Here is a 25,365-nt window from a genome sequence, read left to right on the forward strand (position 1 = left end):
CTGGCGGCCGATTGCATTCCAAAAGGGAATAACGCTAATGCCCTGGATGCGGGTTCCGGGCTTTGGCCAATGCGGGGAGCATCCAGTCCATCAGTTTTCAAACCCCTTGACAGGAGACCCCGATGGCAACAATGAAGGCCGCCATGGCCGCCGTGTTGGTGATGGAGAAAGAGGGCATCACGCAGCTGTTCGGCGTGCCCGGCGCTGCGATCAACCCGTTCTATGCGGCGGTGCGCGAGCGCCAGTCGCTCACCCACATCCTGGCCCGCCACGTGGAGGCCGCCTCGCACATGGCGGAGGGCTATACCCGCGCCCGGGCAGGCAACATCGGCGTGTGCGTGGGCACCAGCGGGCCGGCCGGCACCGACATGATCACCGGCCTGTACTCGGCCATCGCCGACAGCATTCCCATCCTGTGCATCACCGGCCAGGCGCCGCGTGCCCGGCTGTACAAGGAGGACTTCCAGGCGGTGGACATCGAGTCCATCTCTAGGCCGGTGACCAAGTGGAGCGTGACGGTGCGCGAGCCGGCCCTGGTGCCGCGCGCCTTCCAGCAGGCCTTCCACCTGATGCGCTCGGGCCGGCCCGGGCCGGTGCTGATCGACCTGCCCTTCGACGTGCAGATGGCCGAGATCGAGTTCGACATCGACACCTACGAGCCGCTGCCGGTCTACAAGCCCGCCGCCACGCGCAGGCAGGTGGAAAAGGCGCTGGACATGCTCGAAGCCGCCGAGCGCCCGCTCATCGTGGCCGGCGGCGGCATCATCAACGCTGATGCCTCGGACCTGCTGGTGGAGTTTGCCGAGCTGACCGGCGTGCCCGTGATCCCCACGCTGATGGGCTGGGGCACCCTGCCCGACGACCACCCGCTGATGGCCGGCATGTGCGGCCTGCAGACCAGCCACCGCTACGGCAACGCCACCTTGCTGGCCAGCGACTTCGTGATGGGCATCGGCAACCGCTGGGCCAACCGGCACACCGGCTCGCCCGAGGTGTACTGCAAGGGGCGCACGTTCGTACACATCGACATCGAGCCCACCCAGATCGGCCGGGTCTTCAACCCCGACTTCGGCATCGTCAGCGATGCGCGCGCCGCGCTGCAACTGCTGGTGCAGGTGGCGCGTGAGCGCAAGGAGGCCCGGGGCCTGCCCGACCGCAGCGACTGGGCCGGCCGCTGCGCCGAGCGCAAGTCGCTGATGCACCGCAAGTCGCACTTCACCGAGACCCCGATCAAGCCCATGCGCGTGTACGAGGAGATGAACGCCGTGCTGCCGCGCGACACCATCTACGTGAGCACCATCGGCCTGAGCCAGATCGCGGGCGCGCAGTTCCTCAAGGTCTACGGCCCGCGCCAGTGGATCAACTGCGGCCAGGCCGGCCCGCTGGGCTGGACCATTCCGGCTGCGCTGGGTGTGGTGGCGTCTGACCCCACGCGCACGGTGGTCGGCCTCTCGGGCGACTACGACTTCCAGTTCCTGATGGAAGAACTGGCCGTGGGGGCGCAGTTCAACCTGCCCTATGTGCAGGTGCTGGTCAACAACAGCTACCTGGGCCTGATACGCCAGGCGCAGCGCGGCTTCGACATGGACTACTGCGTGCAGCTGGCCTTCGAGAACCAGAACGTGGCGCCGGGCGAAGGCGACCTGCGCAGCTACGGCGTGGACCACCAGGCCGTGGTGCAGGGCCTGGGCTGCCGCTCGCTGCGCGTGACCGACCCCGAGAAGATCGCTGGCGCCCTCACCGAGGCCCTGGCCCTGGCGCGCGAGCACCGCGTGCCGGTGGTCGTGGAGGTGATCCTGGAGAAGGTCACCAACATCGCCATGGGCACCGAGATCGACAAGGTCAACGAGTTCGAGGCCATCGACTGCCGCCACCCCGGTGGCCGCGCCGGCCTGGAACTCGCCGGCCTGCTCGACTGAACAACATTCAAGGAGACACCCGCATGCCCCGCTTTGCCGCCAACCTGACCATGCTCTTCACCGAGCTGCCTTTCATCGAACGCTTTGGTGCCGCCGCGCGCGCCGGCTTCACGGCTGTCGAGTTCCTCTTCCCCTACGCCTGGCCGGCCGAGGAGATCCGTGCCCAGCTCGACGCCCATGGCTTGCAGCTGGTGCTGCACAACCTGCCTGCGGGCGACTGGGGCGCGGGCGAGCGCGGCATCGCCTGCCTGCCCGCGCGCGAGGCCGAGTTCCGTGCTGGCGTGGCCCAGGCCATTGCCTATGCCCAGGCCCTGGGGGTGGGCCAGCTCAACTGCCTGGCCGGCAAGGCGCCCGAGGGCGTGCTGCCAGAGCTGCTGCACCGCACGCTGGTGGAGAACCTGCGCTTTGCAGCGCAGGAACTGCGCCAGGCCGGGCTGCGCCTGCTGGTCGAGCCCATCAACACCCATGACATCCCGGGCTTCTTCGTGAACACCACGGCGCAGGCGCTCAGCCTGCTCGACGAGGTGGATGCCAGCAATGCCTTCGTGCAGTACGACATCTACCACGCCCAGCGCATGGAGGGCGAGCTGGCCGCCACGTTAGCCAAGCACCTGGCGCGCATAGGCCACATCCAGTTGGCCGACAACCCGGGCCGCAACGAGCCGGGCACCGGGGAGATCAATTACCCCTGGCTGTTCCAGCACATCGACGCCATCGGCTACACGGGCTGGATCGGCTGCGAATACAAGCCCGCCACCACCACCGAGGCTGGCCTGGGCTGGCGCGAAGCCCTTACCCAACCCTGACTTGCAAGGACATCTCCCAATGACCACCACTTCCCTCAAGATCGGTTTCATCGGCCTGGGCACCATGGGCGCGCCCATGGCGCAGCACCTGATCCAGTCCGGCCACCAGCTGTTCGTGCACACCCGCGGGCGCGTGCCGCCCGCCATTGCCGAAAGCCGGGCCACGCAGTGCGTCACCGCGCGTGGCGTGGCCGAACGTGCAGACGTCATCTTCACCATGGTGCCAGACACGCCGCACGTGGAGGCAGCGCTGTTCGGGGAGACCGGCGTGGCGGCCGGTCTCAGCAAGGGCAAGACCGTGGTGGACATGAGCTCCATCTCGCCCATCGCCACCAAGGACTTCGCACAGCGCATCAACGCCCTGTGCTGCGACTACCTCGATGCGCCGGTCTCGGGCGGCGAGGTGGGGGCGAAGAACGCCACGCTGTCCATCATGGTCGGCGGGCCGGACGCGGCGTTCGAGCGCGTAAAGCCGCTGTTCGAGTTGATGGGCAAGAACATCACCCTGGTGGGCGGCAATGGCGACGGGCAGACCGCCAAGGTGGCCAACCAGATCATCGTGGCGCTGAACATCGAGGCAGTGGCCGAGGCCCTGCTGTTCGCCGCCAAGGCCGGTGCCGACCCGGCGCGCGTGCGCCAGGCGCTGATGGGCGGCTTCGCCTCGTCCAAGATCCTCGAAGTGCATGGCGAGCGCATGCTGCGCCGCACCTTCGACCCCGGCTTTCGCATCGAGCTGCACCAGAAGGACCTGAATCTGGCCCTGGCCAGTGCGCGTGCCCTGGGCGTGGCCCTGCCCAACACCGCCACCGCGCAAGAGCTGTTCAACACCTGCGTGGCGCATGGCGGCGCGGGATGGGACCACTCGGCCCTGGTGCGCGCGCTCGAAGCCATGGCGAATTTCGAGATCGGCCAGGCGCCGGCCCGCTGATGGCGACCGCACCCCAGCAGCAGTTGCTGCGCCGCATGTTCGACGCGGCCATCGCCAGCGCCCAGCCGGCCCTGTGCGTGCCGCCGCACCTGCCCTCCCCTGCGTCGCTGGGCACGGGCCGCCTCGTCGTTATCGGCGCCGGCAAGGCATCGGCCGCAATGGCGCGGGCGGTGGAGGACCACTGGGATGGACCGCTTTCGGGCTTGGTCGTCACGCGCTATGGGTACGCCGCTTCCTGCCGCCACATCGAGATCGTGGAGGCCGCCCACCCCGTGCCCGACGCGGCCGGCATGGCGGCCGCGCAGCGCATGCTCGACTGCGTGGCCGGCCTGCGCGCAGACGATTTGGTGGTGTGCCTCATCTCGGGCGGCGGCTCGGCGCTACTGCCCCTGCCGCTGCCGGGCATCACCCTGGCCATGAAGCAGGAGGTGAACCGCGCGCTGCTGCAGTCGGGCGCCACCATCAGCGAGATGAACTGCCTGCGCCGCCACCTCTCGGCCATCAAGGGCGGGCGGCTGGCGCTGGCCTGCCACCCGGCGCGCGTGCTGACCCTCCTGCTGTCAGACGTGCCCGGCGATGCGCCCACCGACATCGCCTCCGGCCCCACCGTGGGCGACGTCACGACCTGCGCCGATGCGCTGGACATCGTGCGCCGCCACGGCATCGTGCTGCCGCCCGCCGTGCGCGAGGTGCTGGAATCGGGCCAAGGCGAATCGCCCAAGCCGGGCCACCCGCACCTGACCCGCAGCGAGGTGCGCATGGTCGCCACCCCGCAGATGGCGCTGGAGGCTGCTGCCGAGGTGGCGCGCCAGGCAGGCTACACCCCGTACATCCTGGGCGACGCGCTGGAGGGCGAGGCGCGCGACGTGGGCCGGGTGCTGGGCGGCATTGCGCTGCAGGTGGCGCAGCGCCGGCAGCCGTTTGCGGCGCCCTGTGTGCTGCTCTCTGGCGGCGAGACCACCGTGACGGTGCGTGGTGACGGGCGCGGCGGACGCAATGTGGAATGCCTGCTGTCCATGGCCCTGGCATTGCAGGGCCACCCACGCATCCATGCGCTGGCCGCAGACACCGATGGCGTGGACGGGCAGGAAGAGATCGCTGGTGCCCAGCTCACGCCCACCATGCTGCAGCGCGCACAGGCCCTGGGCATCCGGCCCGCCGACGCCCTGGCGCGCAACGACGGCCATGGATTCTTCGGCGCGCTCGGCGACGCGGTGGTGACCGGGCCTACGCTGACCAATGTGAACGACTTCCGGGCCATCGTGATCGACGCGCCCTGAAAGCGCGGGCACCAAGCGGTTCGGGAATGTCCGATTCTGATGCCCGGTTGTCCCCCGCGTGCATGGAGCTGGACACGCGCAAGGCCTAAGATTCGGTGATGCCCCACCGAATCACTCCCCTGCCCCGCCCCCTCTGTTCAGCCTGTCCAAGGTCCGCCGCATGAGCGCGCCCGCCGCTCTGCGCCCGCGCGACCTGGTGCTTGCGCTGCTCGTGATCCTTGTCTGGGGTGTCAACTTCGCCGTCATCAAGGTCGGCCTGGTCGGCGTGCCGCCGCTGCTGCTGGGGGCGCTGCGTTTCATGCTCGCGGCCTTCCCCGCGCTGTTGTTCTTCAAGGCGCCCAAGGTGCCGCTGCGGCTGTACCTGGCCTTCGGGCTGACGATGTCGGTGGGGCAGTTCGCCTTTTTGTTCAGCGCCATCCACGTGGGCATGCCCTCGGGCCTGGCCTCGCTGGTGCTGCAGTCGCAATCGTTCTTCACGCTGGTGCTCACGGCCCTTTGGCTGCGCGAGCGCTGGCAGGGCAACCAGCTGGCCGGCCTGCTGCTGGCGGCCGGGGGGCTGGTGCTGATCGGCAGCGCGCATGGCGCCTCGATGCCGCTGCTGGGGTTTCTGCTCACGGTGGCCGCCGCGGCCATGTGGGCCTGCGGCAATATCGTGAGCCGGGCCGTGGGCCGGCACGGGCCCATGAACCAGCTGGCCTTCGTGGTCTGGGCCAGCCTGGTGCCACCGCTGCCGCTGTTGGCGCTCTCGGTCCTGATCGAAGGGCCTGCCGCCATCTCGACCGCACTGCAGGGCTTCAGCCTGGCGTCCTTCGCCTCGGTCGCCTACCTCGCCTGGGCGGCCACGCTGTTCGGCTATGGGGTGTGGACCTTCCTGCTCTCGCGCTATCCCATCAACCGCGTGGCGCCCTTCACGCTGCTGGTGCCGCTGGTGGGTCTGACCACCGGCTCGCTGGCCTTTGGCGAGACACTGCAGCCGGTGCACTTCATCGGCGGGGCCTTGCTCATGGTCGGCCTGTTCGTGAATCTCTTCGGGGCCCCGCTGCTGGCACGTCTGCGGCTGCAGTGGAAAGCCTGATCCCGGCACGCCCGTAACGCGGGGCGCCGTCTCCGTGAGGGGGCGATGCCCTTGACGCCTGGCGCTTAAAGATATACATTAAATCAATGTTTACGTGGCGCGGTAGACAGCAAGCCATCCAGGACCCCGGCCATCCGATCCCAGCGCCTTTACTGGAATGCACCCATGACCACCGACACCCACGGCACCCAAGCCCCCCACACCGACCACAGCCTCGATGCGCACCACCCCGCCGCCGGCTTCTCCGACCGCGTGGCCCTGTCCATCACCCTCGCGCTGCGCTTTTTCGCCGATACCTTCTTTGCCAAGCGCTATGGCAACCGCGCCATCGTCCTCGAGACGGTGGCGGCCGTCCCCGGCATGGTGGGCGGCATGCTCGTGCACCTGCGCTGCCTGCGCTGGATGGTGGACGACGAAGGATGGATCCGCACCCTGCTCGACGAAGCCGAGAACGAGCGCATGCACCTCATGACCTTCATCGAGATCGCCCGGCCCAACTGGTTCGAGCGTGCGGTGATCCTGTTCACCCAGGCCGTTTTCTTCGTGTGCTTCTTCGCGCTGTACCTGGTCTCTTCGCGCACGGCACACCGCCTGGTGGGCTACTTCGAAGAGCAGGCCGTGGTCAGCTACACGCTGTACCTGGCAGAGATCGACGCAGGCCGGGTCGAGAACGGGCCGGCACCCGCCATCGCCATCGGCTACTGGAAGCTGCCCGCCGACGCCTGCCTGCGCGACGTGGTGCTGGCCGTGCGCGCCGACGAGGCGGGCCACCGCGACGTGAACCACGGGTTTGCCGATGCGCTGGACGGCACCGCAGCCGTGCAGCACGCCAACTGACACAATCCGGCGCAATGCCACCCTGCCCAACCCCATGCGCCTGACCCTGTTCACCGACTACTCCCTGCGCGTGCTGCTGGTACTGGCCTCGCGCACCGAGGCCCTGGTCACCATTGCCGACATCACCGAGGCCTTCGGCATCTCGCAGGCCCACCTGATGAAGGTCACCCATGCGCTGGGCAAGACCGGCTGGGTGGACACGGTGCGCGGCCGCAACGGCGGCATGCGGCTGGCGGTGGACCCGCGCAGGCTCTCGCTCGGCGAGGTGGTGCGCCGGCTGGAGGCCGACTTCGCGCTGGTCGAATGCATGGGCGAGGACAACCACTGCGTGCTGACCGGCGGCTGCGGCCTGGAGGTGGCCCTGAAGCTGGCCACCGAGGTCTTCCTGCGCGAGCTGGACCGCTATTCCATCGCCGACCTGGTCAACACCAGCCCGGCGCTGGCGCAGCTGGCGCTGTGGCAGCCAGTCACCTGGAAGGGGCTGGCGCAGCGTCCGGCCGCAGCGGACCGCAGCCACGCCTGAGCAAGCCCCCCTCAGTCCAGGGTGATGTTGTTGCCCTTGATGACGTTGACCCAGCGCTTGCCGTCCACCTGCAACACACTGGCAAAGGCCTCGGGCGTGCCGCCGATGGGCACCAGGCCCATGCTGCCCAGGTACTTTTTGTACTCGTCGGACGCCACGATCTTCTGCGATGCGGCGGCCACCATGTCGATGGCGGCCTGCGGCGTGCCCTTCAGGGCAAAGATGCCATGCCAGGAGTCGCCCTCGAAGCCGGGGAAGGTCTCGGCCACGGTGGGCACCTGGGGCAGGGATTCGAGGCGCTGGCGGCTCGACACGGCCAGCGCCCGCACCCGGCCCGTGCGGATGAACTGCAGCACGTCGGCAATGGGGCTGAAGGCCGTGTCCACCGTGCCGCCCACGATGTCATTGAGCCCGCCGTCCTTGTAGGGCACATGGTTCATCGCAACGTTGGCGCTGTTGGCGAAATGCGCCATGGACACATGCGGCGCCGTCGCCACGCCGTAAGAGGCATAGCTCACCTTGCCCGGCTTGTCCCTGGCCTCCTTGATGAGGTCGGGCAGGGTCTTGAAGGGCGAGCTGCTGGCCACGGTGATCACCAGCGGGATTGACAGGGTCTGGATCACCGGTACCAGGTCGCCGACCTGGTAGGGCAGCTTCTTGTAGACGTAAGGGTTGATCGAGATCGTGCCGCTGGCGGTGTACAGAAAGGTGTAGCCGTCGGCCGGTGCAGCCACGAACTGCTGCGTGCCGACGATGGTGCTGGCGCCCGGCCGATTGTCGACGATGACGCCCTGGCCCACGGCCTTGGACAACCGCTCGGCCCAGAAGCGCGCCATCACGTCGGGAGCGGTGCCGGCCGGGAAGGGCACGATCACCTTGATCGGGCGGCTCGGGTACTTGTCTTGCGCCAGGGCCGGGGTGGCCAGGCACGGCGCCAGCGCGAGCAGCGCCAGCCCCATGAGGTGGCGGCGGGGGGATGGTTGAGTTGCTTTCGTTGTCATGCTTGTCTCCTGTGGAATGGTTGTTCGTTACGGCGATGGCGCGGGTCTTCGCCCCTCGTAGGCCATCTGCAGCAGATGGCGCACAGCGCCCTTCTCCAGCGGCCGGGGGTTGGGGTACTGCTGGGTCAGGGCCAGGTCGCATGCGGTGTCGAGGTCGGCTTCGCGCAGGCCGAGTTCGCGCAGGGCCACGGGCGCGCCCGTGGTCAGCGCCAGGTCGAACAACGCGCCGGCCACGTCGCCAGGCGCCACCCAACCCAGGGCGCGTGCGATGCGCTTGGCCGCAGCCGGCACATGGCCCAGGTTGAAGGCCAGCGCATGGGGCAGCACCACGGTGTGGGTCTCGGCGTGCGGCAGGTTGAAGCTGCCGCCCAGGGTGTGGCACAGCTTGTGGTGCAGGGCCACGCTGACGTTGCCCAGCACGCTGGCGCACAGCCAGGCGCCATACAGGGCATCGCTGCGCGCCTGCAAGTCGCTGCCGTCACGGTGCAGGGCCGGCAGTGCCTGGGCCAGGGCGCGGATGCCCTCCTCGGCCATCAGGTCCATGACGGGGTTGCCGTCCTGCGCATACAGCCCCTCCACCGCATGGGCGATGGCGTTGATGCCGCTGGTGATGCTCAGCGGCACGGGCAGCGACAGCGTGAGCTCGGGGTCGTAGATCACCGTGCGCGGCATGACCAGGGCATCGCGGCCCGTGGTCTTGAGGCCGGCTTCGGTGATGCCGTAGATCGGCGTCATCTCACTGCCCGCGTAGGTGGTCGGTATGGCCAGGATGGGCAGGCCCGATTCGAGCGCAATCGCCTTGCCCAGGCCGATGGTGGAGCCGCCGCCGATGGCGACGGCGCAGTCTGCCCCCAGCCGGCGCGCCTCGTCACGCGCCGCACGTGCGGCCTCTATGGGCACGTGCATCTCGGCCCGGGCAAAGACGCCGGCCGCGCGCGCACCCAGGCGGTCTGCCACCTGCCGGGCCTGCGCCACCTGCCCGGGCGTGCACAGCACGAGGGCGCGCCGCGCGCCCAGCAGATCGATCTCGCGTTCGAGGTGGGCCAGCGCCCCGGCGCCGAACACGGTGCGCGGCGACTGGTGGCGGTAGACGAAGTCGTGCATGGGGTGGTTCTCCGGCGGGGCACTCATGCCGCAGCCACTGGGTAGTCCACCTGGTAGCGCGCGGTGCGCATGGCGCCCAGTTCGGCCCGCACGCGCAGGTGCTCGGGGTGCTCGGCGTAGGCGGCCAGGGCCTCGGGCGAATCGAACTCGCTGTAGAGCACCACGTCGCAGGCGTAGCCGGTGCGGCTCACGTCCACGCCGATCTCCAGGTGCCGCAGCCCAGGGATGCGCCCCTTGAGACTGCCGAAGCTGGCGCACAGGCGCTCGATGTTGTGCTGCCGCTCGGCGGGTGTGTCGCCCTGCACATTCCACATCACGATGTGGCGGATGGCGCTGGGGGTGGTGTGGCTCATGCAGGGCCCCCCGCCTTGGCAGGGTTGAGCACGAAGTCGTACGCGAGCAGGTAGCTGCCATCGGGCTGCACGGCCCAGTCGCAGACCAGGGACTGGCGCACACCGAACACCGCGTCGGAATCGAGGTAGTCGCTGTCCTGCCGGAAGACGTGGGTGATCAGCGTCTCGTAGCCCGGCGCCTTCACCATGAAGTGCAGGTGCGCCGGGCGCCAGGGGTGGCGGCCGGTGGCCTGCAGCATGGCGCCCACGGGCCCGTCGTGCGGAATGGCGTAGGGCACGGCGACGATGGAGCGAAAGTGGTAGCGGCCCTCGCCGTCGGCACGCAGCTGCCCGCGCGCCTGCGCCTGCTCCAGCGCCTCGTGCTGCACGTCGTACAGGCCGTCGTCGTCGGACTGCCAGACATCGAGCGTGGCGCCGGCAATGGCCTCGCCCCGCGTGCCACGCACCGTGCCGCGCACCTGGCAGGGCGTGCCCTTGGCGCCGTTGGCGATGTCAGCGCCCAGTTCGTACTGCGGCGCGTCCTTCACGTAGAAGGGGCCGAACACCGTGGCCTCGGTGCAGCCCTCGGGCTTGTGGTTGTTCATGGCCACGGTGAGCATGGACAGGCCCAGCACGTCCGACAGCAGAATGAACTCCTGCCGCTTGTCGTCGGTGATGTGGCCGCAGCGGGTGAGGAATTCAACGCCCTTGAACCACTCGTCCTCGGTCAGTTCCACCTCGCGGGCAAAGGCATGCAGGTGCTGCACCAGGCTGATGAGAATTTGCTTCAGGCGCGGGTCGGCGGTGCCCGCAAAGCTGGCGATGACCGCCTGGGTGATGTTGTCCTGGTCGAGATTGCGCATGGTTCCTGTCTCCGCCGTGGTGTTCGCTGGCTGTGAGACCGGACTTTATGATTTCCACAAAACAATATAAACAGGTCAAAATGGAATGAAGATTTCCAATAAATGAAAATATGGACCGCCTTACCGAGCTGGAGTTGTTCATCAAGGTCGCCGAAGTGGGCAGCATGGGCGGCGCGGCCGAGGCGCTGGGGCTGTCCAACCCCGCAGCCAGCCGCCACCTGGCATCGCTTGAAGGCCGGCTCAAGGCGCGGCTGGTGGAGCGCAACACCCGGCGGCTGTACCTGACGAGCGAGGGCCAGGAGTTCTACGAGCGCGCACGCGCCGTGCTCGCCGAGCTGCAGGACGCGGAGACGGCCCTCAACTCCAGCACGCTCAAGCCCTCGGGGGTGCTGCGCGTCAGCGCATCGCTGTCGTTTTCGATGCAACTGATCGCCCCGCGCCTGGCGCAGTACCACCGGCTGTACCCGCAGGTGCGCGTGCACATCGAGGCGGCCAACCGCTACCTGGACATGATCGAGAACGGCATCGACGTGGCGATCCGCAACCGCGAGTTCGAGCCCGACAGCAGCATCACCATCCGCAAGCTGGCCTCCACCCGGCGGGTGCTGTGCGCCTCGCCGGCCTACCTGGCGTCGCACGGCATGCCCCAGTCGCCGGACGAACTCTCTGCGCACGACTTCCTGATCTATGTGTACGCCAACCACGCGCACGAGCTGCGCCTGACCCGCGATGCGGACAGCTGCGTCGTGGCCATCCAGGGCCTGCTCGAATCGAACGATGGCCAGGTGCTGCGCGCCGCCGCGCTGAGCGGCCTGGGCATTCTGGTGCAGCCGAGCTACATCGTCTACGACGACATCGTGGCCGGGCGGCTGGTGCCCGTGCTCAACGACTGGGACCTGCCGCGCATTCAGATCAACATCGCCTACCCGAGCCGCAAGCACCTCTCGGCCAAGGTGCGCTCCTTCATCGACTTCATGGCCGACGAGTTCGAGAAGAACGGCTACGAACGCAAGTGGACCAGCTACATGGGGCTGCGCTGAAAACCTGTCAAGACAGGTGGCCGAACTGGGAATGGACCCACTCGCGCAGCACCTGCGTGGCCCGCCGGTCGGCCGCGCGCGGGCTGTAGACCAGGTCGTAGCGGTAGCTGTCCACCGCGAGATCGAAGGGCTGGACCAGCACGCCCGAGCGCAGCTCATCGTCCACCAGCGCCAGGCTGAGCAGGCCCACGCCCTGGCCCGCCACGGTGGCCTGCACGGCATGCATCTCTTCGGTGAACGACAGCCCCGCATCCGATGGCGCGTCGCCGACCAGCCCTGCCCGCTGCAGCCAGGTGCGCCAGACCGGCGCGAGGGATTCGTCGCGCGGCGTCTGGCCCCACTCGAAATGAATCAGCGGCACGGCACCCAGGTCGCGCAGCGCCACTGCCGCCAGGGCGGGGGTGCACACGGGGGCAAAGCGGTCCTGGAACAAGGGCTCCACCACCATGTCGGCGTAGCGCCCGCTGCCGTAGCGGATGGCGGCGTCGGCCTCGGTGTCGAGGTCCACCACCCGGTGGCTGGCGTCCAGGCGCAAGGCCCAGCCCGGGTGCTGTGCGCTGAACGAGCCGACGCGCGGCGCCAGCACCTTGGCCATGAAGGCCACTGTCGATGACAGCGTGGCCGTCTGTGCCTGGCCCTCGGTGCGGCGCACGCGCTCGACCGCGCGCTCGAAGTTGTCCAGCCCATCGCGCAGCACGGGAAACAGCTGGTGCCCCGCAGCCGTCAGCGACACCTGGCGCGTGCCGCGCTCGAACAGGCGCACGGCCAGGTGCTCCTCCAGCAGCCTGATCTGGTGGCTTACGGCCGTGGGGGTGACGTGCAGCTCGTCGGCCGCGTCCTTGAAGCTCAGCCGCCGCGCTGCGGCCTCGAACACCCGCATGGCACCCAAGGGAGGAAGTCTGCGCATGGTGACAGTTTAGTTCCACTCATCCGTCGCCTGAGGAATCAACCTTTGTCAAGCAACCTTGCCTTGAAGAAACTGGCAGCATGCCATCGCCCTCCCGGACACATGGCACAACACCGTTCATCCATCAAGGAAACCACCATGCCACTCACGCAAGTCCACACCCAGCCCGACCCCTATGCCCCCTTCCTGCTGTCGCAGGCCATTGCCCTGGGCAACCTGGTCTTCGTCTCGGGCCAGGCGGCCATCGGCGACGACGGCGCCATCGTCGGCAAGGGCGACTTCGATGCCCAGGCCGAACAGGCCTTCCAAAACCTCGACCGCGTTCTCAAGGCCGCCGGCACGGACCTGCGCCATGTGGCCAAGGTCACGATCTTCCTGACCTCCATGGCGCACTTTCCGAAGATCGTGGAGCTGCGCCGCCAATGGTTCAGCGCGCCCTACCCGGCCGACACCATCGTCGAGGTCTCGGGCCTGTACTCGCCCGAGGCGATGATCGAGATCGAGGCCATCGCCACCCTCCCTGGAGCGCAGGCATGACGCGGGTGCTGTCGCCCGTCCGCATCGGCAGCCTGGAACTGCCCAACCGCCTGGTGGTCGCGCCCATGACGCGCGTCAGCGCAACACCAACGGGCGAGGCCACGGAGCGCATGGCGCGCTACTACGCGCGCTTTGCAGAGGGTGGCTTCGGCCTGGTGGTCACCGAAGGCATCTACACCGACCAGGCCTTTGCCCAGGGCTATGCCCACCAGCCGGGGCTGAGCGACCGCGCGCAGGCCCTGGCCTGGCGCCCCGTGGTGCAGGCCATCCACGCGGCGGGCGGGCGCGTGTTCGCACAGCTCATGCATGCGGGCGCGCTGTCGCAGTTCAATCGGTTCCGCAGCCACACGGCAGGGCCTTCGGCCGTGCGCCCGCTGGGGCAGCAGATGGCGCTGTACCGGGGCGAAGGCCCCTACCCGGTGCCGGTGGCGATGACCGGGGCCGACATCGCCCAGGCCATTGCCGGCTTTCGCCAGGCGGCACGGCTTGCCGTGGAGGTGGCCGGCTTCGACGGCGTGGAGGTCCACGGCGCCAATGGCTACCTGCTCGACCAGTTCCTCACAGGCCATACCAACACCCGCAGCGATGGCTGGGGCGGCGCCATCGGCCAACGCGTGCGGCTGGCCTGCGAGGTGGTGCAGGGCGTGAAGCAAGAGCTGGGCACCACCTCGCCGGTCGGGGTGCGCATCTCGCAGGGCAAGGTCAATGACTTCAGCCACCGTTGGCCCGAGGCCGAGGCCGGTGCGGCCACCGTGTTCAGCGCCCTCGCGCAGTCGGGCGCGGACTACCTGCACGTCACCGAGTTCGAGGCCTGGCGGCCGGCGTTCGCCGATGCGGGCGCCAGCCTGGTGCACCTGGCGCGCCGCCATGCGCCGGGTGTCACCCTCATCGCCAACGGCGGTCTGCACGATCCCGCGCGGGCCGCGAGCGCGATGGACGATGGCGCCAACCTCGTGGCCCTGGGGCGCGGCGCGCTGTCCAACCCCGACTGGCCGCAGCGCCTGCGCGATGGCCTGGCACCGCGCGCGTTCGATCCGGCACTGCTGTCACCGCTGGGCGACCTCAAGGCGGCGGAATGCGAGACCGCAGACACAACCGGGTGATCGAAAGGCTGCGCGGCCCTACTCGGCCTTCACCCCGGCGGCCTTGACCACGGCTTCCCAGCGGGCCTTTTCCCTGGCGATCAGGGCGCCGAACGCCGGGGCCGTGGCCGGTGTCGGCTCGGCCCCTTCGCTGCCCAGGCGCTGGGCCACGGCCGACGCACCCAGAGCGTCATTGGTGCGTGCGTTGAGCCGCTGCACCACCTCGACCGGCGTGCGCGCAGGGGCGACCAGTCCGTACCACTGGTCGGCCTCGAAGCCCTGTGTGCCCGGCACACCGGACTGCCCGACCGTGGGGACCTCGGGCAGTTGGGACAGGCGCTGGCGACCCGACACGGCCACGGGCCGGATCTTGCCGGCCTTGATATGGGGCAGCAACGCCGGCACGCCGGTGAACAGCATCTGCACCTGGCCCGCGAGCAGGTCGTTCACCGAGGGTGCCGTGCCCTTGTAGGGCACGTGCAGGGCCTTCAGCCCGGTCTGCAGCTTGAGCAGCTCCATCGCCAGGTGGGCCGCACTGCCATTGCCACCCGACCCATAGGCCAGCCGGTCGGGGTGCGACTGCGAGTAAGCCACCAGCTCGGCCAGGCTGCCGGCCGGCACCGAGGGGTGGAGCACCAGCACGTTGGGCACCCGGGCCACCAGCGCCACGGGCGCGAACGCCTTGAGCGGATCGAAGCCGAGCTGCGGGTACAGCCAGGGGTTGACCGCCAGCGTGCCGGTGTGGCCCATGAAGAGGGTGTGGCCGTCGGGCGGCGAGCGCAGGGCACGCTCGGAGCCCAAGGTTCCACCCGCGCCCGGAACGTTCTCCACGATGACAGGCTGACCCAGCGACTGACCCAGTTCCAGCCCCACGGCCCGTGCCAGGATGTCGCTGGAGCCCCCGGGCGTGAAGGGCACGATGATGCGCACGGGCCGCGAGGGAAAGTCGGCCGCCGCATGCGCACGCCGCGCCATGGCGAGCAAGGGCAGACCCAGCAGGGGCAGGAATCGGCGCCGGGGCAGGAAGTCAGCCATGGGCTTGTTCAATCCGGCTTGATGCCGGTTTCCTTGACCAGCTTTTCGTAGCGCTGGCGTTCGGAGCGCACCAGCGCGGCAAACTGCGCGCTGCTGCCGGGCGTGACCTCGCCGCCCACGCCGGTCATGCGCGCCTTGACCTCAGGCTGCCCGAGTGCCTTCTGCACTTCGGCATGCAGTCTGTCGGTGATGGCCTTGGGTGTGCCTGCAGGCGCGACCAGGCCGTACCAGACCGAGGCTTCGAAGCCGGGGTAGCCGGACTCGGCAATGGTCGGCACGTCCGGGAAGATGCTGGTGCGGTTGGCGCTCAGCGCGGCCAGCACCTTGAGTTTGCCGCTCTTCACGTGCGGCAGGGCCTCCAGCGCATTGACTGCGACCAGCGGCACCTGGCCGCCGATTGTGTCGGTGATGGCCGGTCCGCCGCCGCGGTAGGGCACGTGCTGCAGTTCAATGCCGGCCGCCTTGGCGAACAGCTCCACCGCCATGTGCGGCGTGGCGCCGTTGCCCGGGCTGGCGAAGGCGATGCCATCGGGCTTGGCCTTGGCCGCCGCGATAAGCTGTGCCACGGTGTTGTACGGCACCGTTGGGTTCGCGGCAATGACCACAGGCACCCGGCCCACCTGCGAGATCAGCACCAGGTCCTTTTCGGCATCGAACGGCGCCGGCTGGTACAGCGCCATGTTGGCCGCCAGTGCGTTGGCCGCGAGCATCAGCGTGTAGCCGTCAGGCGCCGCGCTGACCACGGACTTCACCGCGATGTTGGTGCCGGCGCCGGGCTTGTTCTCGATGACGATGGGCTGGCCCATGCTGACGGACATGGCCTGGCCCACCGTGCGCGCGACGATGTCCACCGCGCCGCCGGCCGGGTAGCCCACCACCAGCTTGATGGGCCTGTCGGGATAGGCCGGCGCCTGGGCCCAGGCGCCGGGCAGTGCCAGCACGGTGAGCAGGGCCAGCGCCGATCGGCGTGCGAGGGGGAAGGCAAGGCGCATTTGGTCTCCTGGTGTTGTCGTTGTTCTGTCGTGTCGCGGGCGGCCCCAAGGGCTCCGTCTCCATTTTGAACGGCGGATGCCCCGCCCGCTACGCCAGATGCTGCCTAGCAGATAGGCCTGTCTTCAATACCGGCACGCCCCTGCGATTGCACGCGCGCAGGCCGTGTGGCAGGCCAGCTGTTGCAGCGTTCAACAGCGGGCTCCGCGGGCTGTCTTGCCTGGGCATGCGGATCGCGTGGATCCACCCACCTCATTCCCCCTGCAATCGGTTGCGCCCTTCGCGCTTGGCCGTGTACATCCATTGGTCGGCACGCCGCAGAAGTTGGGCCGCATCGTCCAGGGGCTGGGCACAGGTCAGCCCCATGCTGACAGTCACATCCCGCCCCGGCACGAACCGGGACCAGTCATGCGCCTGAACCTGCTGCCTAAGCCGTTCGCACACCAGGGAGGCATCCGCCAATGCCTGCCCCCACAGCAGAATGACGAACTCCTCGCCGCCAATGCGCGCCACGAAGTCGCCACCCCTCACACCGCTGGTCAGCAACTTGGCGATCTCGCGCAGCACAGCGTCTCCGACGTCGTGGCCCCAGCCATCGTTGATCTGCTTGAAGTGGTCAATGTCGATGATGGCCAGCGAAAAGCCCTCCGCCTGCCCATGCCGCATCGGCAGAACGGCCATCAGGCGGGCGTCCAGTGCCCGCCGGTTGGCCAGTCCGGTGAGCGGGTCGAGCAGGGATTTCTGCGTCGCCACATCGGCACGCTCGCGCAGTTCTTCGGCTTCGAGCCGCAATTGCGCGAGTTCCTGCTGGGCGATTTCCATCCTCACCTCGCCCAACAGCACGCGCGCCTGGGCGTTCAGGCTGAGTTCACGGTCGCGGCGCACCTGGACCACCATGGACTCCAGTGCCGCCAGTGCCTGCGCATCGGAGCCAGCGGCCTTGAAGGCACGGTACCTGGATCTCCACCACCACCGGCGGCATCCTTCGTTTCTCTGGGCCGCGGCCGCATCCACCCGGTGGTCCAGCGCTTCGCAGGCCTCGACCGCACGCCCGCTGGCCAATAGCCAGTCCGCGTTGAGGAGTTCGTTTTCTGCTCGGGCATCCGGGGCCTTCGCCTCTATGGCGAATGCCCGGTGCCGATCGACTGCGGCGCGCATCTCCTGCAGCCGCCCCAGGGCCTCAAGGGCAAGGCATTCGATCTCGGCGCAGACCATTTCCCAACGGACATGCCCCCGCGCGAGCGCCGTCGCCCGCTGCACCACGGCCAGGGCCTCGCGCAGATCCTCGGCCTGCGCCGGGGTCGGCGCCAGCGGGCCCGGCAGATGGGCGAGCTTGCGCCCGGACCGGCACAGTGCGCCCGCGAGATTCACGACGGCGGCGAATTGCGCCACCTTGTCACCGTCGCGCTGGGCCTCTTCATCCGCCTTGTGCAGCAGGGTGATCGCATGCGGATGGTCGCCCAGCAGCTCCACCACGCCAGCCAGGCTGGAGAGGCTGCGCGATACCTGCCCGGGCGCACCCAGCGTGCGCGCCCGCCCCAGCGCTTGCATTGCCTCGGGCAGCGCTTCATCAGCCCGACCGAGTTGGCACCAGGCTCGGGTCAAGGTGTTGCGCAGCTTGATCCCGACCCCATGCAGCCCGAGCGCGTCGGCATCCGCCAGGGCGGCAAAGGCGCTCTCGGCCGCCTTTTCGCTCTCGCCCCGGCGCAGTTGGTGCTCGGCCAGCCAGGCTGCCGCCAATGCGGCTTCGGGCTGCAGCCCGCACTCCCTGGCGGCTCGCAAGGCACGCACCGCCATCTCGACCCCCACGTCGTGGGCACCCACGAGACTTGCGGCTTCGCATTCCTTCAGGTCGGCCAGGAGTTGGTCTGTGCGTTCCATGGTCTGTGGCGCCAGGTGCTGCGGGGTTGGCTGTTTCCAGAACGGGGTCCCGTGAATATCGCACAGAGACCGGGCCCCGGCCATTCGCGTTGCAAAAAGCCGCATGGAAGGCTGCCACCGGCGGGGCCAGCTCGCCGCTGATGGGGGTACTGGGAATCCTATAAATAGAAGATGTCGGAATCTCTATAGACAGGCCGAACTTTTGACAATGTGTCAAAACGCCTTGTCGCAAGACTGGCCGGGTAACGCCGAAAAACAAAATGTGTCAACGGCGCATCTTGTGCATTCGGGCCCGTTGATAGTCGGCGGTCCGCTCAAGGTGATACCGCTCGCTGTCTGTGAGTCCAAGCGGCGACAGGCAGCACCAATCGTGGGCCTGCGACATCACCTATGTTTATATGTACCCGCGGCAGCTGGTGTACCTAAATGTTGTGCCGAATCTGTACTCGCGCAGTGTAGGAAATTGACAATCGCCCCAAGCTTGGAGCATGCGGACAGAAACAGGCTCTCGGTGAAGGTGTTGGCGCCGCGCATGGGGGTCAGGGTCAAGCTATCTAGGAGGGACCAGTGAGCTTACCGGGGTTGGGCTGCTGGGCTGGCTGGGAGGTATTTCTTCAGCCTGCCAGGACGGTGCGGCGGTGTAGATTGCCTTCACCCCGCCGTGAACGGTGTTACCAAAGTGCGACGGCTGACCGCGCAATACCTGCGATGGATCATCCAGACTTTCTTTTATTGGCCGTGCCTGGTGGTTTCTGTATGTTGACACGGGTGCTCACCGAGCGAATTGCATCTGCAAAAGCCTGCACGACCGCGGGAGGTCCTTCTGCAGCTTGCCGCGTGTAAAGACCTAGCGACGGAAGCAGCACCGGCGGTGTGATGGGCAGACGAACGATGCCACCGCGCGCCAGTTCATCTCGTGCCTGTTCAAAGCGCACTGCGCCGAGCATGTTCTCATCAAGGCGCAAAACGCTGCCGAGGGTGACAGACGAGAGCACTTCAATCGCGGGCTCTGGCGGCTTCAGGCCTGCGTTGAGAAACGCGGTCATCAATGCCTGTCGAACCAGCGTGTCCTTTGGGGGGGCGACCCACGGCTGGAAGTGAACATCGCGCCAGGTCAATCGGCGCTTGCGCGACAGAGAGTGTCCTTGCGCGCACAGCACGCACAGTTCGTCAGCCACCAGCAACTCCGGCTTGAGCAGCGAGAGTTGTGCGCTGGTGAGCAGCTCGGGGGTGACGGCGCCGAACACGCAGTCGAGCTCGCTGTTCAAGAGTCGCTGGATCAGCTCGCGGACCCTGCCTTCGTGCACTTGTACTTTGGCAAGCGGTAGTCGCCTGCGTAGTTCGATCACCGCTTGAGGCACGGTGGCGGTCACGGAGAGGGTGCCCAATCGCAGCAAACCCTCTGCGCCGTCTCGCACCGCATCCACTTCGTCCTTGCTGCGCGAAAGCTCGCCCAGGATGACCCGGGCACGGTAGATCGCTGCGTTTCCCGCAGCGTTGGCTACCAGTCCATGCGCTGTGCGCTCGAAAAGACGGGCATCGAATCCCGCTTCGATCTCGCCCAGCATCTTGCTTAGCGCTGGCTGGCTCAAGTTCAAATGGGTTGCGGCGGCGCGCATTGAGCCCGCATCGACAAGGGCCACCAGCAGTTCCAGATGGCGCATGCGCAGACGCCGCACCAGGTAGTCGGATGGTAAAGACATGAAGCGCCCCCGCGAATGGCTGCCAATGGATAGTGATCACCCAAAGTGATCACGCAATCAGGATTATGGATTTTTCAGGAATGTCGACCACGACTATGGTTGTGGCCATGACTTATTCCCGAGAAAACACTTCGACGTCACCCGCAGCGCCCTTGGCCGGGGTCTCCGTCATTGATCTGGGCCAATACATTGCAGGCCCCGGTGCCGCGATGGCGCTGGCGGATTTGGGGGCCACGGTGATCAAGGTCGAGCCGATGACGGGCGATCAGGCACGCCATGTGGGGAGATATGGCGAGGCCATGGTGAGGGCTTACAACCGGGGCAAACGGTCCATCGCGCTGGACCTCAAGAGCGAGTCGGGCCGGGAAGTTGCTTGGCGTCTCATCGCCCAATGCGACGTGGTCGTGCAAAACCTGCGCCCGGGCGCAGTCGAGAAGCTCGGCCTGGGCCCTACGCAGGTGCATGCTCGTTATCCTCGGGTTATCTACCTGTCGATCTCGGGTTTTGGCAGCGAGGGGCCGTCGAGCGAACGCCCCGGTTACGACATTGCGGCGCAGGCGGAGAGCGGCCTTATGTCCGTCACGGGTGAGGCCGATCGCCCGCCGCAAAAGGTGGGTGTGCCGATCATCGATGCTGCTGCAGCGGACCTGGGGGCCCAGGCCGTCCTGGCGGCCCTCTATGGACGCGAACGCAGCGGCGTGGGCGAGACGCTGGAGGTGTCGCTGCTGGAGACTGCCCTCCATCTTCAGGCGGCCACCTGGTGCGAATACCTGGGTGGCGGGCCAGAGCCCACCCGCATCGGACATGGTCAGCCCAACAACGCGCCCGCAGCCGAGGTCGTGGCCACGCGAGATGGCCACATCGTGCTTTCCGCCTACGTTGAGGATCATTGGAAGCGCTTTTGCCGGGCCTTGGACCGGGAAGAACTGGTCCAAGACCCGCGCTTCTCCAGCAACGAGCAACGCGTTGCCCACCGCGCCGAATTGCGTCACGTGCTCGATGAATGCCTCTCGGCCTACACCAGCGACGCGGCCGTCCAGATGCTCAGCCAGCACCAGATTGTTGCTGGGGCAGTGCGGCCTTACCGCGATGTACTGACCAACGCGGACGTGATGGCTACCGGTATCTTCGTGGACTCCGCGTCGAGCGACGGCGAAGGGTATCGGGCCTTGGGACGGCCGTATCGCATGGGCAGCGGTCCACGGCCCACACCCGCCGCGGCGCCAGATTGCGGGGCGGACAGTGCGGAACTGCTCGCCGAGTTAGGTTACTCGGCGCACGACATTGCCACATTCCGTGAATCCGGGGTGGTGGCATGAACATGACTCCTGCCTTCTCCACTACCGAGACGCCATCGCATGGCAACGCACGTGCTGCGGTGCAGCAGACTTTGCCGCTGTTCGAGATGATGCGCATGCGCGCTGCAACCACGGCGCGCCGCCATCCCGTTCAGGGTTTCGCGAGCGACAACCGTGCTTCGCACATGCGCTGGATGAACCATTTCACCCACACCCACCGCCGAATCGGGCCGGAAGACCGCGAAGTGGTCAGTCCCAACAACGACACCGTCTTCAGCAATGCGTGGCTGGATCTGTCCCGAGGGCCCGTGCTCATTGACACGCCAGACATGGGTGAGCGTTACTGGACATTGGGCTTGCTCGACGCATGGACCAACCCGTTTGCTTACGTAGGGCGCCGCACCACCGGGAACCGGCGCCAGCGCACGCTGGTGCATGGCCCTGCCTGGCATGGCCCGGTGCCCGACGGCGTGGACAACGTGATCGCCGCGCCGGGCGAGGATGTCTGGGTGATCGGACGCCTCCTGGTGGACGATCGTCCCGATGACCTGGAACAGGCTGCCGCGCTGCAACGCGGGATCTCCACGCACCGGCTGGACGGCGGGGAGGCCGCCTTTCGGGTGGACACGGGTCTCGATGGCCGCGCGGGGCATGCGCCGGATGCCGCGCTCTACCGCGCCACGATCGACGAGGCCCTGGCCCGCAACCCGGTGCCGACGGGGGAGAGCCTGTGTTGTCCAGTGGATGAGGGAGCTCTTGCGGACGCACTGCCACTGGTGTACGAGGAGCTTCGCCAGAAGGCCCAGCCGCACGCTCTCGGGGGTGGCTGGGCGCTGCCCGTCGCGGTGCGAACGCACTGGGGCGCAGACGTGGCGATGCGCGCGCGCGTCGCGCGCAACTTCATCGGTGCACTGGGCATCGAGGAGGCCATGTACCCAACGGCGGAGGTGGACGCCGATGGCGCGCTGCTCAACGGGTCGCACGCCTATGAGCTGCACTTCGAGCCAGGCGCAGTGCCGGAGGTGGACGCCTTCTGGTCGCTCACGCTGTACCGGCGAAGCGACTGCCTGCTGGTGGCCAACCCAGCGCACCGCTATTCGGTTGGCGATCGCCTGCCTGGTCTGCTGAGGGGTGCGGACGCAAGCCTTTCCATCCGAATTCAGGCCGTGGACCCGGGCCCGGCGCACAACTGGTTGCCCGCCCCACCCGGAGAGGAGTTCTTCCTGGTCCTTCGTCTCTATCAGCCCAGACTTCGACACCGAGAGTTCCGGTTTCCATACCCGCCCTTGCGCCGTCTGTAGCACGGCCGCCCTTCGACACAACCACAACAGGAGACAGACATGACCTTGCACCATCGGGCTTTGAACACCCTTGCATCAACGCGGCTCCAGCGCCGCACCGTGCTCGCCACGATGGCCGCCGGCTTGGCGTCGGGCACCGGCCTGCTAGCGCATGCGCAGGCGGACTGGCCCACGCGGCCGGTCAAGTTGATCTCGCCTTACGCAGCGGGCGGGGCCAGTGACCTCTCGGCCCGAGTGCTGGGCGAATACCTGGCCAAGGTCCTGGGCCAGCAGTTTGTCGTCGAAAACAAGCCTGGGGCGGGCACTCGGCTGGGGACCGAGTTCGTGGCGCGCGCGCCCGCCGATGGCTACACCGTGCTCTATGTGGCGGCGCCCTATGCAACGGCCGAGGCGCTTTACGGGAAGGGCCTGAGCTACCAGCGCGAGCAACTGCGCCCCATCGCGATGGCCATGCACGCGCCCTTGTTCCTGATCGTGAATGCGCAGACTCAGATAAAGAGCGTGCGCGATCTGGTCGCGTTCGCCAAGACCCGCCCGGGAGGCATCAACATTGGCACGCCTGGCGCGGGGTCGCAGCCCCACCTGGCTGGCGAACTGCTTTTGCGTGAAGCCGGCATTGAGGGCATCAACGTCCACATGAAAGGGGATTCCGTCGCCTACTCGGAGTTATTGGGGGGGCGCCTCGATGCCACCCTGACGGCGATCAGTACGGCGCTGCCCCACATCGCGGCCGGCAAGTTGCGGGTGCTGGGCGTGGCCTCCGAAAAACGCAGTGCGCTATATCCGGCAGCCCCTACGATTCGCGAACAGGGCTTTCCGGGGGTGGTCGCGTCCGGGTGGTACGGCTTCATGGTGCCAGCCGCCACGCCAGGGGATGTGGTGGCGAAGCTGCAAGCTGCCATCTTGCGGGCACTGGACGACTCCACCATTACACAGAAGCTGCTCGACATGGGCCTGGAGGCCAGCGGCGCGCCCGGAGCCAAGTTCGCGACGTACATCGACGACCAGACACGCAAGTGGACCGGTGTGATCCGTGATGCCAACATCAAGATTGATTGAGCGCATGATGAAATCCTCCTCGACTTGCTGGGCTCTCGCCATTGGCGCACTGTTGACGCTCAACGCCTGCACCCACACGCCCGCCGTGAACACGGGCCTACAGCGACCCACTGCCTTTGGTCCGGTGGTCGGCGCCCAAGATGCATCGGTCGGTGGCGTCCACAGCTGGAAAGGTATTCCCTATGCGGCAGCGCCAGTGGGGCAGCGCCGCTGGCGAGCACCTGAGGATCCGCCCGCATGGACGCAGCCACGTGCGGCGACGTCGTTTGCGAACGCATGCGTGCAGACAGGCCGACTGTATGGGCCGGGCTTGAACAATCGATACGACGCCACCATCGGCAACACGCTGGGCCAGACATTGGGCTCGGAGGACTGCCTCTACCTCAACATCTGGGCGCCCACCGCTTCCGCGTCGACCCCGAGGCCCGTCATCGTTTGGGTCCACGGCGGCAGCAATATCACCGGCTACACCGCGGACCCGGTGTACGACGGTGCCACGCTGGCACGTGCTACCGGCTCGGTCGTGGTGTCGGTCGCCTACCGGCTTGGCGTCTTCGGGTTCCTGGACCTTGCACCGTTGAAGACGGGTGAGGCCGCCACCGACTCAGGCAACTTCGCGCTGCTCGACATCGTGAAGTCGCTGGAATTCGTCCAGCGCAATATCGGCGGCTTTGGCGGCGACCCTGGCCGGGTCGCGTTGATGGGTGAGTCCGCCGGGGCGGTCAACGTGTACGCGCTACTCACCTCGCCCATGGTGGTCTCCAGGCCCACGCCCTTGTTTCACCGGTTGGTGGCGCTCAGCGGGGGTATTTCATCGGCAGCCACGCTGCCGCCGGGCTCCTTTGCAACCATCCTTCCCCGCAGCGTGTGGGCGACGCGAGGAAACGCCTTACTGACTCATTCCCTCTTGGCCGACGGTGTAGCCGCTGATCGGCCTGCAACAGAGGCACACATTGCTTCGCGCACGCCCCAGCAGCTGGCTGCCTACCTACGCGGGCTATCACCCGACGCCATCTTGACCACCGTGCTCAGGCGGCTTGCACCGCTGGGACTTTCGGCTGCCAACCCGATCCCCGACGGATACGTCGTGCCTGCGGATCCCATCGCTGCAATCCGCGCCGGCCGTTACGTCAAGGTGCCGGTATTGGCGGGGAATACGCGCGACGAAAGCAAACTATTTCCTGCATTGCTGGCAACTCGGCCAGCCTTTGGCGGCACCAGCGGCCGCCTGCTCGACGACGCCGCGGTGTTCAAGCGGGTGCATGGCTACCAGCCTGACGCCCCACCCGCCAGCCGTATCGAGGATTGGGTGCCTGCGCAATACCTGCCGGTGGACGCGCCGACGACAGGGCTGAACGCACGCATCGCAGAGCTCGACCGCAACTGGTTCTTTGCATTTCGGGACGACGTGCTCAATGCGCTCAAATCTCGCCAACCCGATGTTTGGCACTACCGCTTTGACTGGGATGAACTGCCGCCGCCTTTTGACAAGGTCTATGGCGCGGCACACAGTTTTGACCTGCCGTTCATCTTCGGCAATTTCGGGCCATCGCTCTACTCGAACATCTCGTTCAATCGAGCGAACAAGGCGGGCCGGCTCGACTTGTCGGCAAAGATGATTCAGAGTATCGGCAGCTTTGCGCAGGACGGGGACCCCAACAGCCCAAGTCTGGGCTCCGCCTGGCCTGCGTGGCCCCGTTCACTGGTTTTTGATTCAAGCCTCGAAGCGGCCCCGTTGGGGGTGGAATGAGACTGGGTGTTCTCGAACGGACTTCATGGCCTCGCTCGGAGACAAGGAGCTCCGCTGATTTTCACAATGCAGGAAATGCCGGACGGACCGTCCTTTCATCCGACGGACATTATT

The 25,365-nt window shown here is 67.4% G+C and carries 23 protein-coding genes; 14 read left to right on the forward strand and 9 right to left on the reverse strand.

Annotated elements, in window-relative coordinates:
• Positions 1–122: 122 nt before the first annotated feature.
• The 7 genes from gcl (at position 123) to ACSQ3Y_RS29905 (ending at position 7,368) form a co-directional block, all read left to right on the forward strand.
• Positions 123–1,919: a glyoxylate carboligase gene (gene gcl / locus ACSQ3Y_RS29875; protein ID WP_436179792.1), complete on the forward strand. Its 1,797-nt coding sequence runs from the start codon at positions 123–125 to the stop codon at positions 1,917–1,919.
• Between the two features lie 23 nt (positions 1,920–1,942).
• The gene (hyi, locus tag ACSQ3Y_RS29880) at positions 1,943–2,725 is read left to right on the forward strand and encodes a hydroxypyruvate isomerase (protein ID WP_436179793.1); all 783 of its coding nucleotides are present in this window, start codon (positions 1,943–1,945) and stop codon (positions 2,723–2,725) included.
• 19 nt (positions 2,726–2,744) lie between these two features.
• A complete protein-coding gene (glxR, locus tag ACSQ3Y_RS29885) occupies positions 2,745–3,653 on the forward strand; it encodes a 2-hydroxy-3-oxopropionate reductase (protein ID WP_436179794.1) in 909 nt (302 codons plus the stop codon).
• Positions 3,653–4,933, forward strand: a complete 1,281-nt coding sequence (locus ACSQ3Y_RS29890; protein ID WP_436179795.1) for a glycerate kinase type-2 family protein — start codon at positions 3,653–3,655, stop codon at positions 4,931–4,933. The genes glxR and ACSQ3Y_RS29890 overlap by 1 nt, the downstream gene beginning before the upstream one ends.
• A 160-nt stretch (positions 4,934–5,093) precedes the next feature.
• Positions 5,094–6,008, forward strand: coding sequence for an EamA family transporter (locus tag ACSQ3Y_RS29895; protein WP_436179796.1), 915 nt, complete (start codon positions 5,094–5,096; stop codon positions 6,006–6,008).
• Positions 6,009–6,173: 165 nt separating this feature from the next.
• Positions 6,174–6,845: an alternative oxidase gene (locus ACSQ3Y_RS29900; protein WP_436179797.1), complete on the forward strand. Its 672-nt coding sequence runs from the start codon at positions 6,174–6,176 to the stop codon at positions 6,843–6,845.
• Positions 6,846–6,879: 34 nt separating this feature from the next.
• Positions 6,880–7,368 (forward strand): RrF2 family transcriptional regulator, encoded by a 489-nt coding sequence (locus ACSQ3Y_RS29905; RefSeq protein WP_436179798.1) that lies wholly within the window; start codon positions 6,880–6,882, stop codon positions 7,366–7,368.
• A gap of 11 nt (positions 7,369–7,379) precedes the next feature.
• On the opposite strand, the gene ACSQ3Y_RS29910 is transcribed toward ACSQ3Y_RS29905, so the two are convergent.
• Genes ACSQ3Y_RS29910 through ACSQ3Y_RS29925 form a run of 4 tightly spaced genes read right to left on the reverse strand, consistent with a single transcriptional unit; the run spans position 7,380 to position 10,668 of the window.
• Complete coding sequence (locus ACSQ3Y_RS29910; RefSeq protein ID WP_436179799.1) at positions 7,380–8,369, reverse strand: Bug family tripartite tricarboxylate transporter substrate binding protein; 990 nt, start codon at positions 8,367–8,369, stop codon at positions 7,380–7,382.
• A gap of 27 nt (positions 8,370–8,396) precedes the next feature.
• Positions 8,397–9,473: a maleylacetate reductase gene (locus tag ACSQ3Y_RS29915; protein WP_436180190.1), complete on the reverse strand. Its 1,077-nt coding sequence runs from the start codon at positions 9,471–9,473 to the stop codon at positions 8,397–8,399.
• 23 nt (positions 9,474–9,496) lie between these two features.
• Positions 9,497–9,826 (reverse strand): Dabb family protein, encoded by a 330-nt coding sequence (locus ACSQ3Y_RS29920; RefSeq protein ID WP_436179800.1) that lies wholly within the window; start codon positions 9,824–9,826, stop codon positions 9,497–9,499.
• Positions 9,823–10,668, reverse strand: a complete 846-nt coding sequence (locus ACSQ3Y_RS29925; RefSeq protein ID WP_436179801.1) for an intradiol ring-cleavage dioxygenase — start codon at positions 10,666–10,668, stop codon at positions 9,823–9,825. Before ACSQ3Y_RS29925 ends, ACSQ3Y_RS29920 begins: the two co-directional genes overlap by 4 nt.
• Before the next feature lie 110 nt (positions 10,669–10,778).
• Between ACSQ3Y_RS29925 and ACSQ3Y_RS29930 the strand changes: the two genes are divergently transcribed.
• Positions 10,779–11,708: a LysR family transcriptional regulator gene (locus ACSQ3Y_RS29930; protein ID WP_436179802.1), complete on the forward strand. Its 930-nt coding sequence runs from the start codon at positions 10,779–10,781 to the stop codon at positions 11,706–11,708.
• Positions 11,709–11,715: 7 nt separating this feature from the next.
• On the opposite strand, the gene ACSQ3Y_RS29935 is transcribed toward ACSQ3Y_RS29930, so the two are convergent.
• Positions 11,716–12,615 (reverse strand): LysR substrate-binding domain-containing protein, encoded by a 900-nt coding sequence (locus ACSQ3Y_RS29935; protein ID WP_436179803.1) that lies wholly within the window; start codon positions 12,613–12,615, stop codon positions 11,716–11,718.
• A 138-nt stretch (positions 12,616–12,753) separates the two neighbouring features.
• Here ACSQ3Y_RS29935 and ACSQ3Y_RS29940 point away from each other — a divergent pair, with 138 nt between their 5' ends.
• Together ACSQ3Y_RS29940 and ACSQ3Y_RS29945 are read left to right on the forward strand one after the other, a co-directional pair.
• Complete coding sequence (locus tag ACSQ3Y_RS29940; protein WP_436179804.1) at positions 12,754–13,152, forward strand: RidA family protein; 399 nt, start codon at positions 12,754–12,756, stop codon at positions 13,150–13,152.
• Positions 13,149–14,255: an NADH:flavin oxidoreductase gene (locus ACSQ3Y_RS29945; protein ID WP_428003445.1), complete on the forward strand. Its 1,107-nt coding sequence runs from the start codon at positions 13,149–13,151 to the stop codon at positions 14,253–14,255. Before ACSQ3Y_RS29940 ends, ACSQ3Y_RS29945 begins: the two co-directional genes overlap by 4 nt.
• A gap of 18 nt (positions 14,256–14,273) precedes the next feature.
• On the opposite strand, the gene ACSQ3Y_RS29950 is transcribed toward ACSQ3Y_RS29945, so the two are convergent.
• The 4 genes from ACSQ3Y_RS29950 to ACSQ3Y_RS29965 all read right to left on the reverse strand — a co-directional run bounded on the left by ACSQ3Y_RS29950 (position 14,274) and on the right by ACSQ3Y_RS29965 (position 19,843).
• Entirely contained in the window at positions 14,274–15,269 is a 996-nt protein-coding gene (locus ACSQ3Y_RS29950) for a Bug family tripartite tricarboxylate transporter substrate binding protein (protein WP_057202450.1), read from the reverse strand.
• Positions 15,270–15,277: 8 nt separating this feature from the next.
• Positions 15,278–16,261 carry a Bug family tripartite tricarboxylate transporter substrate binding protein gene (locus ACSQ3Y_RS29955; protein ID WP_436179805.1) on the reverse strand — a complete coding sequence of 328 codons (984 nt, stop codon included), beginning with the start codon at positions 16,259–16,261 and terminating at the stop codon, positions 15,278–15,280.
• A 250-nt stretch (positions 16,262–16,511) separates the two neighbouring features.
• Complete coding sequence (locus tag ACSQ3Y_RS29960; protein ID WP_436179806.1) at positions 16,512–18,245, reverse strand: diguanylate cyclase; 1,734 nt, start codon at positions 18,243–18,245, stop codon at positions 16,512–16,514.
• Positions 18,246–18,853: 608 nt separating this feature from the next.
• Entirely contained in the window at positions 18,854–19,843 is a 990-nt protein-coding gene (locus ACSQ3Y_RS29965; protein ID WP_057269108.1) for a LysR family transcriptional regulator, read from the reverse strand.
• Between the two features lie 80 nt (positions 19,844–19,923).
• Here ACSQ3Y_RS29965 and ACSQ3Y_RS29970 point away from each other — a divergent pair, with 80 nt between their 5' ends.
• Genes ACSQ3Y_RS29970 through ACSQ3Y_RS29985 form a run of 4 tightly spaced genes read left to right on the forward strand, consistent with a single transcriptional unit; the run spans position 19,924 to position 25,251 of the window.
• Entirely contained in the window at positions 19,924–21,162 is a 1,239-nt protein-coding gene (locus ACSQ3Y_RS29970; protein WP_436179807.1) for a CaiB/BaiF CoA transferase family protein, read from the forward strand.
• Positions 21,159–22,442, forward strand: a complete 1,284-nt coding sequence (locus ACSQ3Y_RS29975; RefSeq protein WP_436179808.1) for a DUF1254 domain-containing protein — start codon at positions 21,159–21,161, stop codon at positions 22,440–22,442. The genes ACSQ3Y_RS29970 and ACSQ3Y_RS29975 overlap by 4 nt, the downstream gene beginning before the upstream one ends.
• A gap of 39 nt (positions 22,443–22,481) precedes the next feature.
• Positions 22,482–23,501 (forward strand): Bug family tripartite tricarboxylate transporter substrate binding protein, encoded by a 1,020-nt coding sequence (locus tag ACSQ3Y_RS29980; protein ID WP_436179809.1) that lies wholly within the window; start codon positions 22,482–22,484, stop codon positions 23,499–23,501.
• A 4-nt stretch (positions 23,502–23,505) separates the two neighbouring features.
• The gene (locus ACSQ3Y_RS29985) at positions 23,506–25,251 is read left to right on the forward strand and encodes a carboxylesterase/lipase family protein (protein WP_436179810.1); all 1,746 of its coding nucleotides are present in this window, start codon (positions 23,506–23,508) and stop codon (positions 25,249–25,251) included.
• Positions 25,252–25,365 lie beyond the last annotated feature (114 nt).

The sequence above is a fragment of the Acidovorax sp. LjRoot66 genome, from assembly GCF_964253305.1.
Classification (GTDB): domain Bacteria; phylum Pseudomonadota; class Gammaproteobacteria; order Burkholderiales; family Burkholderiaceae_C; genus Acidovorax.